Annotated in this window: 12 protein-coding genes; 5 read left to right on the plus strand and 7 right to left on the minus strand. The window is 40.7% G+C overall.

The window, feature by feature from the left end; all coding sequences use genetic code 11:
- Positions 1-94 precede the first annotated feature (94 nt).
- From ileS to C7S20_RS06495, 3 genes are all read left to right on the plus strand, one after another.
- Positions 95-3,520, plus strand: a complete 3,426-nt coding sequence (gene ileS, locus C7S20_RS06485) for an isoleucine--tRNA ligase (protein ID WP_107011723.1) — start codon at positions 95-97, stop codon at positions 3,518-3,520.
- Positions 3,521-3,523: 3 nt separating this feature from the next.
- Positions 3,524-3,907, plus strand: a complete 384-nt coding sequence (locus C7S20_RS06490) for a TraR/DksA family transcriptional regulator (protein ID WP_107011724.1) — start codon at positions 3,524-3,526, stop codon at positions 3,905-3,907.
- 61 nt (positions 3,908-3,968) lie between these two features.
- Entirely contained in the window at positions 3,969-4,586 is a 618-nt protein-coding gene (locus C7S20_RS06495) for a hypothetical protein (protein WP_107011725.1), read from the plus strand.
- Between the two features lie 118 nt (positions 4,587-4,704).
- Here the strand turns inward: C7S20_RS06495 and C7S20_RS06500 are convergent, their stop codons facing one another.
- Positions 4,705-6,024, minus strand: coding sequence for a serine hydrolase domain-containing protein (locus C7S20_RS06500; protein ID WP_107011726.1), 1,320 nt, complete (start codon positions 6,022-6,024; stop codon positions 4,705-4,707).
- Positions 6,025-6,271: 247 nt separating this feature from the next.
- Between C7S20_RS06500 and C7S20_RS06505 the strand changes: the two genes are divergently transcribed.
- Positions 6,272-6,889 (plus strand): lipoprotein signal peptidase, encoded by a 618-nt coding sequence (locus tag C7S20_RS06505; RefSeq protein WP_107011727.1) that lies wholly within the window; start codon positions 6,272-6,274, stop codon positions 6,887-6,889.
- A gap of 3 nt (positions 6,890-6,892) precedes the next feature.
- On the opposite strand, the gene C7S20_RS06510 is transcribed toward C7S20_RS06505, so the two are convergent.
- The 6 genes from C7S20_RS06510 to C7S20_RS06535 are packed head-to-tail and all read right to left on the minus strand — an operon-like array spanning position 6,893 to position 11,681.
- Entirely contained in the window at positions 6,893-7,309 is a 417-nt protein-coding gene (locus tag C7S20_RS06510; RefSeq protein ID WP_107011728.1) for a response regulator, read from the minus strand.
- Positions 7,310-7,320: 11 nt separating this feature from the next.
- Positions 7,321-8,775 (minus strand): sensor histidine kinase, encoded by a 1,455-nt coding sequence (locus tag C7S20_RS06515; RefSeq protein ID WP_107011729.1) that lies wholly within the window; start codon positions 8,773-8,775, stop codon positions 7,321-7,323.
- A 57-nt stretch (positions 8,776-8,832) separates the two neighbouring features.
- Complete coding sequence (locus tag C7S20_RS06520) at positions 8,833-9,402, minus strand: 5-formyltetrahydrofolate cyclo-ligase (protein ID WP_107011730.1); 570 nt, start codon at positions 9,400-9,402, stop codon at positions 8,833-8,835.
- On the minus strand, positions 9,389-10,384 hold the full coding sequence (locus C7S20_RS06525; RefSeq protein ID WP_107011731.1) for a succinylglutamate desuccinylase/aspartoacylase family protein: 996 nt from the start codon (positions 10,382-10,384) through the stop codon (positions 9,389-9,391). The genes C7S20_RS06520 and C7S20_RS06525 overlap by 14 nt, the downstream gene beginning before the upstream one ends.
- A 3-nt stretch (positions 10,385-10,387) precedes the next feature.
- Positions 10,388-11,260, minus strand: a complete 873-nt coding sequence (gene rimK, locus C7S20_RS06530; RefSeq protein ID WP_107011732.1) for a 30S ribosomal protein S6--L-glutamate ligase — start codon at positions 11,258-11,260, stop codon at positions 10,388-10,390.
- The gene (locus C7S20_RS06535) at positions 11,238-11,681 is read right to left on the minus strand and encodes an ATP-dependent zinc protease family protein (RefSeq protein WP_107011733.1); all 444 of its coding nucleotides are present in this window, start codon (positions 11,679-11,681) and stop codon (positions 11,238-11,240) included. The genes rimK and C7S20_RS06535 overlap by 23 nt, the downstream gene beginning before the upstream one ends.
- 144 nt (positions 11,682-11,825) lie before the next feature.
- Between C7S20_RS06535 and uvrC the strand changes: the two genes are divergently transcribed.
- A complete protein-coding gene (gene uvrC, locus C7S20_RS06540) occupies positions 11,826-13,619 on the plus strand; it encodes an excinuclease ABC subunit UvrC (protein WP_107011734.1) in 1,794 nt (597 codons plus the stop codon).

Below are 13,619 nucleotides of genomic sequence, written 5' to 3' on the forward strand. Positions count from 1 at the left end.
AAATAGACGGTCTATATTCGCATTTTACAGTTTAAACCTCTGCTCTTTTGTTAAAAATCATTATTTTCGCACATCATTTTGAAAAATGGAGAGAATGAGCAAAAAGTTTCCTGAATATAAAGGACTTGACTTGCCAAAAGTGGCGGAGGAAATCTTAAACTATTGGGAAGAGAATGATATTTTCAAAAAAAGTGTGACTACCCGCGAAGGAAAGGAACCTTTCATCTTTTTTGAAGGTCCGCCTTCTGCTAATGGCTTACCGGGAATTCATCACGTAATGGCGCGTGCCATCAAAGATATTTTCTGTAGATATAAGACTCAAAAAGGTTTTCAGGTAAAACGTAAGGCTGGCTGGGATACGCATGGTTTGCCTGTAGAGTTGGGTGTAGAGAAAGAACTCGGCATCACCAAGGAAGATATCGGTAAAAAGATCAGTGTAGAGGAGTATAACGAAGCCTGTAAAAATGCGGTGATGCGTTATACCGATGTGTGGAACGATCTTACCCGCAAAATGGGTTATTGGGTAGATATGGATGATCCCTATATCACCTACAAATCAAAATATATGGAAACGGTCTGGTGGCTACTTTCCGAGATTTACAAAAAAGACCTGATCTATAAAGGTTATACCATTCAACCATATTCGCCAAAGGCAGGGACAGGTTTGAGTTCTCATGAGCTGAATCAGCCTGGAACTTACCAGGATGTAACCGATACCACAGTTACTGCGATGTTTAAGGTAACTGATGCTTCTGCCTCTCCCATTGGGCGAGATTTAGAGGGGGCTTTTTTCATCGCCTGGACGACGACGCCATGGACGCTGCCTTCCAACACCGCGCTTACGGTAGGGCCGAAGATTGAATACGTTACTGTAAAAACTTACAATCAGTATACTTTTGAGCCTATCACCATTGTGGTGGCAAAAGAGCTGGCTGCGAAGCAATTTGATAAAAAATTCAGAAAAGCTGAATCTTTAGAAGATCTTCAGTCTTATTCTGAAGGAGATAACCTGCCTGCCGGCAAGGCAGGAAAGATTCCATATTTAATATCTGAAGAAAGCTTTTTAGGAAAAGATCTTGTAGGGATCAAATATGAGCAGTTGTTGCCATATGCGCAGCCATTTGAGCATCCTGAAAATGCCTTTAGAGTGATCTCTGGTGATTTCGTAACCACTGAAGATGGGACCGGAATAGTGCATACTTCGCCGACCTTTGGTGCCGACGATGCCATGGCTGCTAAGAATGCGACTCCCGAAGTTCCGCCTTTACTGGTAAAAGACGAGAACGGAAATCTTGTTCCTCTCGTTGATCTTCAGGGAAGGTTCAGGCCGGAAATGGGCGAACACGCCGGGAAATATGTCAAAAATGAATATTATGACGATGGCGAAGCTCCGGAAAAGTCGGTAGATGTTGAGCTGGCGATCAAGCTGAAGGAAGAAAACCGCGCTTTTAAAGTTGAAAAATACGTTCACAGCTATCCTAATTGCTGGAGAACCGATAAACCTATTCTATATTATCCGCTGGATTCATGGTTCATAAAGGTGACCGACTTCAAGGACAGGATGTATGAATTGAATAAAGGCATTAACTGGAAACCTAAATCGACCGGGGAAGGTAGATTTGGAAACTGGCTTGCCAACGCCAACGACTGGAACCTTAGCCGAAGCCGTTACTGGGGAATTCCCTTGCCTATATGGAGAACTGAAGACGGGAAGGAAGCGAAAGTAATCGGTTCTATCGCTGAGTTGAAAGAAGAAATGAAAAAGTCGGTGGAAGCCGGCTTTATGGACAAAGATATTTTTGCCGATTTCGATCCTTCCGATATGAGCGATGAGAACTACGACAAGGTAGATCTTCATAAAAATGTGGTGGATGAGATCACCCTGGTTTCCGACTCGGGAAAACCAATGAAGCGCGAGGCTGATCTGATCGACGTTTGGTTCGATTCAGGCTCCATGCCTTATTCGCAGTGGCATTATCCGTTTGAAAACAAGGAAAAAGTAGAAAAGAAATGGCGCAAAGCCGATTTCATTGCCGAAGGTGTTGATCAAACCCGAGGCTGGTTCTACACGCTGCATGCGATCGCTACCATGATCTTTGATGATGTGGCCTATAAAAATGTGGTTTCTAACGGGCTCGTACTTGACAAGAACGGGCAAAAGATGTCCAAGCGTCTTGGCAATGCCGTAGATCCTTTTGAAACACTTGCTGTATATGGGGCAGATGCGACCCGCTGGTACATGATCTCCAACGCCAATCCCTGGGACAATCTGAAATTTGATATAGAGGGAATTGGCGAAGTGCAGCGCAAATTCTTCGGAACACTTTATAATACCTATTCATTCTTTACACTGTACGCTAATATTGATGAATTCACTTATTCCGAAGAAGATATTCCGCTTGCCGAAAGACCGGAGATCGATCGCTGGATCCTTTCAGAATTGCATACGCTTATTGAAAAAGTAGATAAGTTCTATGCCGATTATGAGCCTACAAAGGCGACACGGGCGATTTCAGAATTTGTTCAGGAAAATCTTTCCAACTGGTATGTGCGCTTAAGCCGAAGAAGGTTCTGGAAGGGCGATTATGAAAAAGACAAGATTTCGGCCTATCAAACGCTTTACAGCTGTTTGGAAACGGTAGCCAAACTTGGAGCGCCGGTTGCACCCTTCTTTATGGATCGCCTGTTCAAAGATTTGAATGCGGCAACAGGAAAAGATACCTCAGATTCGGTTCACACTGCTGATTTTCCAATTTATAAACCGGAATTTGTTGATAAATCCCTGGAGCATAAAATGGAAAAAGCCCAAACCATTTCTTCTTTAGTCCTGTCGCTCAGGAAGAAAGAGATGATCAAGGTGCGTCAACCACTCCAAAAGGTAATGATCCCGGTACTTGATGAAGAACAGAAGGAAGAGATCAGAGCGGTGGAAGATCTTATTAAATCAGAGGTGAATGTAAAGGAACTGGAACTTATCGATGATGCTTCAGGAATTCTTGTAAAGCAAATTAAACCTAACTTCAGAGTTTTAGGCCCGAGGTTTGGGAAAGATATGAAACTGATTGTCAGTAAGATAAATCAGTTTAATGCTGAAGATATCGCTACTATTGAGAAGGAAGGTAGTATTAAAGTTGAAATTAACGGAAATTTGGTTAATTTGTCTTCCGAAGAAGTGGAGATAACTTCTCAGGATATTGAAGGCTGGCTCGTTGCCAGCAGTGGCAATTTAACTGTTGCCCTTGACGTTAGTATCACTCCAGAACTTAAGAAGGAAGGCGTAGCCAGAGAGCTTGTAAACAGGATACAAAATCTTCGTAAGGATTCTGGTTTTGAAGTTACCGATACCATAGATGTGACCCTACAAAAAGACGGTATTGTCGAGGATGCCGTGAACGAGAATATAACCTATATTAAGAACGAAACATTAACTGCGAAGCTCGAATTTGCAGAGGTGGTAGATGAAGGTGCCGAAATTGAATTTGACGATGTTACCACGAGATTGTTTATTAAAAAACATTAAGCCATGTCAACAGAAGTAAAAGAACGTTACAGTGATGCCGAACTGGCCGAGTTTAAAGCCCTTATCAAACAGAAAATTGAAAAGGCACAGGAGCAACTTGAGATCTATCAAAATGCCTACAAGAATGATGGTAATAATGGTACCGACGATACTTCTCCAACATTCAAGGCTTTCGAGGAGGGTAGTGAGACCATGAGCAAGGAAGCGAATTCACAACTGGCGATTCGTCAGGAGAAATTTATTCGTGATCTTAAAAACGCTTTGATGCGTATTGAAAACAAGACCTATGGTGTTTGCCGTGTTACTGGCAAGCTTATTGCAAAAGAAAGGCTGAAGCTGGTTCCTCATGCCACTTTGAGCATCGAGGCCAAAAATATGCAGCGTTAGAAATAAATTTCAATTATAATAAACGCCCTTACCAGCCCGGTAAGGGCGTTTTGTTTAATTCATGAAAAAATTCTTCTTCATCTTTTTACTGTTTCTGGGAAATGCCGCCATAGCCCAGCGAAATACGCAGGAAAAACTTGATGCTTCAAATATTAGTAGCATTCGTATTGAAAGTGATGAGGTTTTCCTGGTTTCGGTAAAAACGGCACCGGTTTCTGAAATTTCTATCAGGACTCATTCAGAAGGGGAATATTTTGATAATATTCTTCTGAATTCGAAAGTAATTAATGGCGAGCTTGTTCTTAGCAGTGAATATCCTGAAATATTATCCGGTGGTTACGACAAACTGAGCGCGCATAAGGTATTTTCTCTCGAGATAGAAATGGAAATTCCTGAAAATATGGAACTGAATGTTACTTCGAATATAGCTTCCCTGGTTGCCGAAGGAAATTTTAAGGCTGTTTATGCCAATTTGAAACAGGGCTACTGCCATTTGCTGGATTTTTCAGGAGCAGCCGCTGTCAACACTTATGACGGCGATATTTTAGTAAAAACTAATACGGGAACCATAGAAGCCAGTTCGCGGCACGGTAAGGTGGAAACCCCAGATTTCCTTGCGGGGAGAAATCTTCTTAAACTTACCAGTATAGACGGAAATATTAAGGTGCTTATGAACTAAGTGTGCTTCGCTTCCAAAAATTTATAATTTTTCCAGGTATATAGACAGATTATTGGTCTCTGAACTAAATGGAAAAACGACGGCCAATCAGGTATAATCGGCCGTGGTTTTTAGAAATTTATAAAGCTCTTTTTAGCTCGTGTTCATTTTTTCCCTGCCTGAAAATCATAATATTTTCGGCGGTATTGAATTCCAGCTTTAGTCCCAATCTCTCAAATTTGAATTTGTTGGTTTCATAAGCTTCAAGCGGAAAAGATGGCTGACCCTCTGCCTGCCCCATAAGTTGGCCATCCTTCTCAAAAATTTCCAGAATTAGAGGAAATCCTTCTGCACTGTATTTACCTTCAAATTGTTTGAGTTGTGCGGTGGTAAGTTCAAGGCTTTCAAAAGAAGGCAAATCATACTCCTCTCCAAAATAGATACTTGCCACTCCTTCAAGAATTTGAGCAGGAGCCATATCGCGGGCATTTGAACAAAATGCTATGGAGGTTTTTTCTTCTGGAAGAAATACCACGACACTGTTAAAACCGTCTATTCCGCCGGTATGACCGTAAAAAGTCCTTCCTAATAGTGGTATTTTAAGAATTCCCATTCCAACATCTTCCTGCGTCTTTATCATTTTGGACAGGCTTTCGGGTTTCACGATTTCTCCATTGAAAAGAGCCGTGTAAAACTTATTGAGATCGGAAGGGGTTGAAATAATTCCGCCTGCCCCCAGTACTATACTCATATCGGTTTCTTCTACAGGGGTCCAATCTCCAGATTGCTGATAAGCCAACGCCTCTCCTTTGGCAGGATCAAGTTCGCTTCCGAAATAGGTATTCTCAAGGTGCAGCGGTTTAAGGATCTTTTTAATAAGCACCTCCGCAAATTCTGTTTTTTCGATATCTTCTACGATAAAAGACAGGAGCACATAATTTGTATTTGAATATTGTGTTTTTTCTCCCGGTTCAAAAACGATCGGGTTTTGTGTAAACCTTTTCAAAAGCTGCTCCCTGCTTTGTTTTTGACCTTTCCACTGCTCAAAATCTTCTGAATTGGTGAAATTGTACAACCCGCTTTGATGTCTCAACAAATCTTCGATTTTGATTTTATCAGAATTTGGGATTTGAGGATAGAATAGAGATAACTTCGTGTCCAACTGTAACTTTCCTTCCTCGATAAGCTGCATAACCAGAGCGGCCGTAAAAGTTTTTGAAATAGAACCTATACGGTATTTTGTTTCGACATTAGCCTTTTTCCTGTTTTTATAATCTGCATAACCAATGCTGTTGTGGTAGGTTTCTTTTCCGTTTTTAAAGATGGATACACTACCCATCCCCTTGTTGTTTTGATCAATGATAGAAAATAGGCTATCTATTTTCTTTCGATTAATGTCCTGAGCAAATAGAGATATGCTTAGGAACAACATGATACCTGAATTGATGATTGTTTTCATTTTTACGATTTTGATTGATAATTATCTTTATGACGATCATTTTGAAGAGATGGTTACGGGCAAAGTGCCTCATAAGCAGAAAAAGTGGCAAAATATTTTCTGAAGAATAAATAGAAAATGGGATATTGGTAATCCCGAATTGGCTGAATTAAGAAAAATGAGGGCTGGAGAGAAGACGCCTTTATTAACCTGTCTAAAAACTAAATAATATTAGTATTTTTGAGCCGTTTTCAACAAAACTCAATCAATGTCTCTGAAAAAAGCAGGAATCATCATCGTTCTGGTATTACTTATTGACCAGATCGTTAAATTATATATTAAAACCCACTTCGCTTTAGGAGAAGAAATTGAAGTTTTCGACTGGTTCAGGATCTTGTTCGTTGAAAATGAAGGTATGGCCTGGGGTACAAAGATACCCGGGGAACACGGGAAACTTATTCTTACGCTTTTCAGGCTTTTCGCTATTCTGGGAATTGGCTGGTGGCTATGGGATTCGGTTAAAAAAGGAGGTTCCAGGATTTTAATTATTTCCATCGCTCTTATTTTTGCCGGCGCCTTCGGAAATATTATAGATTCTGTTTTCTACGGAGTACTTTTTTCTGACAGTTATGGCCATGTTGCGACCTTCTTGCCTGAGGGCGGCGGTTACAGTTCAATTTTCCACGGAAAGGTGGTTGATATGCTTTATTTTCCTTTATGGAAAGGCTACCTGCCCACGTGGATTCCCTTATGGGGTGGCAATTATTTTACGTTTTTCGAGCCTGTTTTTAATATTGCAGATTCGGCTATCAGCGTAGGAGTCGCTATCCTGCTTATCTTTAATAAGAAAGCATTTCCAAAGCATCAGGAAAAAGAAATAGAATAATAATTAAGCAGCTGGGCGATCAAAGATCTTCTCAAATTTTTTCAGCTCGATAGGTTTGATCAGGTAATCGGTCACAAGGTTGAAAGACTTTGCCCTTTCCAGATCGCGCGGATCTATTGACGAACTCACAACATACAGGGTAATCTTCTTATTCAGATTATTCTTCACTTTGATGAACTCATTTAAAAATTCCCAGCCATCCATCACCGGCATGTTTAAATCAAGGAATATAATATCGGGAAGCTTGTTTTCGTCGGTGGCATTTTCCATTATATTGGTAAAATAGTCCAAAGCCTCTTTGCCGTTTTTATAAATAAGAAGATTTTCTGAGAGTTTTTTAATCTCAATGATTTTCTTAACCAGATTTACGTATATCTTGTCGTCATCAATGATACACGCCAGTTCTACTTTTTGCCCCATTTCAAATAGATCTAGAATTTTATTTTAAAGGTAGTTCCGATTTCAACGGTACTACTAACTGAAATATTTCCCCCCAGGGCTTCCACCTGGTTTTTTGTAATGAATAAACCGATTCCTTTTGCCTCCGGATTGTTCTGGTTGAAAGTTTTGTACATGCCAAACATTTTTTCTCCGTACTCTTCCAGATCGATTCCCATACCATTATCACTTACCTCCAGATATTCCTTATCATGCTCGGTATAGGTCTGTATAAAAATCACCGGTTTCCGGCCCGGTTGTTTGTACCGGATCGCATTGGTGATTAAATTTAGTAAAATACTTTCAAGATATTCAGGGATATAGCGAATTTCTTTTAAATCGTGAAATTCAGCGACGATTTTTGCATTTTCTCGATTAATCAAGGAAGAGATGGAAGCCAAAACCACTTCAAGTGCTTCTTCAAATTTAATCCACACCCTTTCTTTGCGAAGTGAAGTTTGAATGCTTACAATATCATTCAGCCTTGAAATTGCAGTATCGAGATTTTCGGAAACGTCTTCAACATTTGCCAGAAGGTCCAGTTTGTCCGTATCGGTTTTTGCTTCCCGAAGCAGTTCCACGATCAGGCTCAGATTACTGCTGTGAGATCTTAAATGATGGGAGACGATATGTGCAAAATTGAATAGCCTTGAATTTTGTGTGGCTATGATATCCAGAGAATTCTGAAGGTTGATTTCGTTATTTTTATTATCATCAATATTTTGAAGTACGCCGCGAATGCCAATAACTTCCTGGTCTTCATTGTAAACCGGCTTCCCGGTGAGGCGCACCCAAAATTCCTTCTGCTGAAAAGAAACCATTTTCAGTTCCAGTTTAAAAGGGATACCATATTTCTCACATTTTTCAAATGCATTACGCATTCGGTTGTGATGTTCAGCGGCATAGAATTTCATGTGATCTTCATAGGCCGGTTGAAAATCGCGCGGACAATCAAGGATCTTTTTTGAAACTTCGTCCCAGTAAATATGTTTGTTCAGCGTGTCTACATACCAGCCCCCGGTGGAGGTCATTTCGGCAGTTTCGCGATAATAGAAGAAATTTTCCTCGATGGTGTACTGGTCGCGCTTGCTCTGATGGATATTCACAAAAAGGAGTACAGCCGTTTCCCGAACATTTTGCCCTTTATTCTTCAAATTCCGACATTCAAACCAGCGATATTTACCGTTGCCGAGCTTTAATTTGATCTCAAAACTAAAAGGTTCATTCTTTTTAATAAGTTCCTCAAAATGGATTCTGAAATCGTAACGGTAGTCGGCGTGCAGAATATGATTAATGAAATATTCAAAGCGGTCTTCCCGGATTTCAGGCTTGCCGACAAGGGAATTGAAGTGCTCAGACCATATGATCTCCTTCGAAAAGAGGTTGATTTTCCAGTAGGCGATATCAAAATCTTCCAGAATGCTATTTAACTGCAGGTCGCTGAGCATCAAAGTGATTTGTGAGGTTAAAAATAATGGAATAACCCATTCATTACAAATAAATATTTAATGACCGAATTTATAGATTTTCTCGGGTGTCACACAGTAACTTAATGGGATATCACTGGCATAAACCTCCTTTATTTCTTTTACAGGGCCAAAGAAAGATACACCAATTTTTACAATATCGGGGCGGCAGCCGGCAAGAAAGCGATCATAAAAGCCTTTTCCGTAACCCACGCGATGGCCTTTTTGATCAAAAGCCAGCAGTGGAATAAATACAACATCGAGTTTTTCGGTTGAGATTTCTATTCCTTCCTGTGGCTCAGGAATATTCCAACGGTTAGTCTTAATAAGGGTCTGATCGGTAAGTAAATAATGAAAAAGCTTTCCCGTTTTAAAGTCGGTTTTTGGAATTACCACGTTCTTATCTTTTCCCTGTAAAACCTGCAAAAGATATTCGGTATTTACCTCCTTTTGGGAAGTAATGCTGAGGAATAAATGATAAAATTTATAATTCCAGATTGGTAGCTCCAGGGCCTTATTGGCAATTTGAATACTTTTATCCTCTATCTCCTCATCGCTTAACTGAAGCCTAAGTTCTTTGTATTTCTTACGGAGTTCACTCTTCTTCATTATTCTCGCCTTTTAATTGAACCGAAATATGAAAAATAGCATCGCCCTGGTAAACTATTGGAGATTCATTAATATTGATAATATAACCTTCATTAGAAGCCTTTATTTTGTGACGGAATTTCCCGTAAGGATCGGTAATGGTAGCGATATATTCCCCTTTTTCCACATGTTTTCCGCAGGGAATTTTCATATGAAGGAGGCCGCTGTATTTTGCTCGAAGCCAGGTACTGTTTTCGATAATTACGGTTTCTTTATGAACATCGGGATATTCAAATTTCGGCCCCAGCATTTCCAGATGGCTAAGGATTCGCATGGCCCCATCAACTCCATTTTTAGCGATTTCCTTATTGCTGTCCAGGGATTTTCCGCCTTCAAAAAGCAGTACGGGAATGCCCAGTTTTGAACAGGTTTCCCGGTATGATTTTGTAATGGTTTTAGAATGAATGGTAAAAGGTGCATTAAAGATTCGCGCATATTTCAGGCTTTGTTCGTCACCTCTTTTTACCCGAATCTGCGGAGCATTGAAGCGTGCCGCGCCGCCGGTATGAAAATCGAGGCAGAAATCGGCGATAGGAAGTATCTTTTTTACAAATTGAAAGGCGAACCTGCTGGCCAGGGAACCGTGTTTCGTTCCGGGAAAAACCCTGTTGAGATCCCTTCCATCCGGGAATTCCCGTGCCATATTCAAAAATCCGAAAATATTGACAATGGGAATACAAATAATGGTACCTATTCGCGGCTTGTTGATTCCTTTGGAAATGATCTGGCGAACGATCTCAACTCCGTTGATCTCATCGCCGTGAATGCCTGCGGTAAGCAAAACCACCGGCCCCGGTTTTTTGGAACGCTCTATGATCACCGGAACTTCTACCGAAGTGGTTGTATAGAGCTTGGCCATATTAAAATTAATGGTCGCTCCTTTTCCAGGAGGTACTTTTTCTCCAAGGATTTCAAGAACGTTGTTCTTGTCTATTTTGGGCATAGATTATACGTTTCTTTCAATATATCTGATAATTGTCTTGGCGATATCTTTTCCGGTAGCGGCTTCAATACCTTCGAGTCCGGGAGAACTATTTACTTCGAGGATCAATGGCCCCCGACTACTCTGAAGCAGGTCCACACCGGCAACTCCAAGTGCCATGGCTTTTGCAGCCTTGATGGCAGCGTTTTCTTCTTCATCACTTAACTGAATGACTTCAGCGGTGCCGCCTCTATGCAGATTGGAGCGGAATTCCCCTTCTTTTCCCTGCCGCTTCATTGCGCCAACAACCTGGCCATCTACTACAAAAGCCCGAATATCGGCTCCTTTAGCTTCTTTGATGAATTCCTGAACGATCACACGGGCCTGTAACCCGTTAAAGGCTTCAATAACCGATTCGGCTGCGTTTTGGGTTTCTGCCAGAACAACTCCAAGTCCCTGGGTACCTTCCAGTAATTTTATGATCACCGGTGCGCCACCAACATGCTCGATGATCTCCGAAACATCTTTTGAATAATTGGTAAATACTGTTTTTGGCAAACCCAGTCGGGCTCTGGAAAGAATCTGTAGGCTTCTGAGTTTATCCCGGCTTCTAACCAGTGCCTGAGATTCGGTTGTGGTAAACACGCCCATCATTTCAAACTGTCTTACTACAGCGGTTCCGTAGAAAGTAATAGAAGCCCCGATTCTTGGAATTACCGCATCGGTATCCTGCAAAAAGTGATTTTTATAATAAATTGAAGGTTTTCGCTTCTCAATAATGAGATCGCATTTTATGGGATCTATCACCTCTACTTCATGGTTTCTTTTCCTGGCAGCCTCTACAAGCCTTCTTGTGGAATAAAGTCTGCTATTTCTAGATAGAACTTTTATTTTCATTTAATTTTTGATTGTAAGACACATCGCTAAGTTCGGTGTCAACGATAAATTTTTTTGTTAAAAATTTTCTTCCCAGAAGAACCGGATATCTCATTTCCTGCCTGTCTGAAAGTGATAGTGAGATTTTAAAGACTTTTCCAAAGATTTTGATCTTTGTTTGTACCTGATATCTTTTCTGAATGATTCCGTTGCTGCTTCTTACAAACACGATATCATATTCCCTGAAAGAAAATTTCTTTCCGTTATACATGGGATGTTCTTCATCGAGAAAGGTGCAGTGAATGCCGTCGTCATCTTCAATAATATGATCACAGTGAATAGAGGAGGTATAGGCACCGGTATCAATTTTCACGGCGACATCGTTTAGGTTCAATACTGGAAAGTCGGCCTTGTCAAACCTGCCTATCACGATTTTCTCCATAATGCAATATACTAAAAAGGCTTTTAAATCAAGAGGCTGCAAATTAAAGGAAAGATTAAATATAAATGACGGATGCCAGCAAATTTCATAAGAGAAGTCTGGAAAATTTAAACTGTTTTTTAATTATGTTTTAAATTTGGAGTAATGGAAAAGCCTTCGCTCGAAGTTCAAATAAAGACGCTCCCCAACAGTCCGGGTGTATATCAGTATTTTGATAAAAATGGGAAGATCCTGTATGTGGGGAAAGCCAAAAACCTGAAAAAAAGGGTTACTTCTTATTTTACCAAAAAACACGAGAGTCATCGCACCAGCGTGATGGTGAAAAAGATCCATGAGATCAGGCATATCGTTGTGGTTTCAGAAACTGATGCGCTGCTGCTGGAAAACAATCTTATCAAAAAACATCAGCCGCGTTTTAATGTGATGCTGAAAGATGATAAGACCTATCCGTGGATATGCATTAAAAATGAACGATTCCCAAGAGTTTTTCCAACCCGGAGACTCATCAAAGACGGGAGTGAATATTATGGACCTTTTACCAGTTTTAAAACTGTAAATACTCTTTTAGATCTTATCAAAGGCCTTTATAAGCTTCGCACCTGTAATTATGACCTGGCGGAAGATAAGATCAGAAATGGAAAATACAAGGTTTGTCTCGAGTACCATCTGGGTAATTGTGAAGGTCCCTGCGAGGGGTTTCAGCCGGAAGAAGATTACAACAAAAATATAGAAGCTATTCGGCAGATCGTAAAAGGAAATTTTAAAGATTCTTTGCATCGATTTCGGGCGCAGATGAAAGAACACGCCGAAAGAATGGAATTTGAAGATGCCCAGCGCATTAAGAATAAAATTGAGATCCTGGAAAATTACCAGTCAAAATCTACAGTGGTAAATCCGAGGATCAATAATGTTGACGTATTTTCCATAGTAACCGATGAAGGCTATGGTTATGTGAATTTCCTTCAGCTATCGCATGGGGCGATCATTCGTTCCCATACTATCGAAATGAAGAAAAAGCTGGATGAGAGCGACAAGGAGTTACTGGAACTGGCCATTATTGAGATCAGGCAACGCTTTAATTCTAATTCCAAAGAAATCTATGTGCCTTTTAAAGTGGAGGCCGGCGAGGAAATAAAGGTCACCGTTCCGAAGCTAGGAGATAAAAAGCAGATTGTGGAATTATCACAGCGAAATGCTAAATATTACCGGCAGGAACGCTTTAAACAAATGAAGATCGTTGATCCAGATCGGCATGTGAACCGCGTGATGGCACAAATGAAGGAAGATTTGCGCCTGAGCGAAGAACCCCGGCATATTGAATGTTTCGATAATTCAAATATACAGGGAAGTAATCCCGTGGCGGCTTGTGTGGTTTTTAAGAACGGAAAACCCAGCAAAAAAGATTACCGCAAATTCAATATCAAAACCGTGGAAGGGCCCAACGATTTTGCTTCCATGGAAGAAGTGGTTTTCAGAAGGTATAGAAGGTTGCTCAATGAAGAGGGAGAATTGCCTCAGCTGATCATCGTGGATGGAGGAAAAGGCCAGTTATCCAGTGCGATAAAAGCCCTTGAAAGTTTAAATTTAAGAGGCAAAATTGCCATTATCGGCATTGCAAAACGCCTGGAGGAGATCTTTTATCCGGAAGATCCTGTACCGCTGTATCTCGACAAAAAATCGGAAACCCTTAAGATCATTCAGCAGCTGCGAAATGAGGCGCATCGATTCGGAATTACATTTCATCGCAATAAACGCAGTAAAACCGCGCTTAATACAGAGCTGGAGTCAATTCCGGGAATTGGAGAGAAAACCGTAGTGGAGTTACTAAAACATTTCCGATCTTTAAAGAGAGTTAAGGACGCCTCGAAGAAGGAGCTTGCTGAGGTAATAGGCGCTTCCAAAGCCGGCATTGTACATAATCATTATCATTCGGCCTAA

Source organism: Christiangramia fulva (assembly GCF_003024155.1).
Classification (GTDB): domain Bacteria; phylum Bacteroidota; class Bacteroidia; order Flavobacteriales; family Flavobacteriaceae; genus Christiangramia; species Christiangramia fulva.

Coding starts and splice junctions, on each gene's coding strand:
- rimK (WP_107011732.1), bottom strand. CDS start 11,260: ATGAAAATAAAAGTTCTATCTAGAAATAGCAGACTTTATTCCACAAGA.
- ileS (WP_107011723.1), top strand. CDS start 95: ATGAGCAAAAAGTTTCCTGAATATAAAGGACTTGACTTGCCAAAAGTG.
- C7S20_RS06490 (WP_107011724.1), top strand. CDS start 3,524: ATGTCAACAGAAGTAAAAGAACGTTACAGTGATGCCGAACTGGCCGAG.
- C7S20_RS06525 (WP_107011731.1), bottom strand. CDS start 10,384: ATGCCCAAAATAGACAAGAACAACGTTCTTGAAATCCTTGGAGAAAAA.
- C7S20_RS06505 (WP_107011727.1), top strand. CDS start 6,272: ATGTCTCTGAAAAAAGCAGGAATCATCATCGTTCTGGTATTACTTATT.
- C7S20_RS06495 (WP_107011725.1), top strand. CDS start 3,969: ATGAAAAAATTCTTCTTCATCTTTTTACTGTTTCTGGGAAATGCCGCC.
- uvrC (WP_107011734.1), top strand. CDS start 11,826: ATGGAAAAGCCTTCGCTCGAAGTTCAAATAAAGACGCTCCCCAACAGT.
- C7S20_RS06510 (WP_107011728.1), bottom strand. CDS start 7,309: ATGGGGCAAAAAGTAGAACTGGCGTGTATCATTGATGACGACAAGATA.
- C7S20_RS06535 (WP_107011733.1), bottom strand. CDS start 11,681: ATGGAGAAAATCGTGATAGGCAGGTTTGACAAGGCCGACTTTCCAGTA.
- C7S20_RS06515 (WP_107011729.1), bottom strand. CDS start 8,775: ATGCTCAGCGACCTGCAGTTAAATAGCATTCTGGAAGATTTTGATATC.
- C7S20_RS06500 (WP_107011726.1), bottom strand. CDS start 6,024: ATGAAAACAATCATCAATTCAGGTATCATGTTGTTCCTAAGCATATCT.
- C7S20_RS06520 (WP_107011730.1), bottom strand. CDS start 9,402: ATGAAGAAGAGTGAACTCCGTAAGAAATACAAAGAACTTAGGCTTCAG.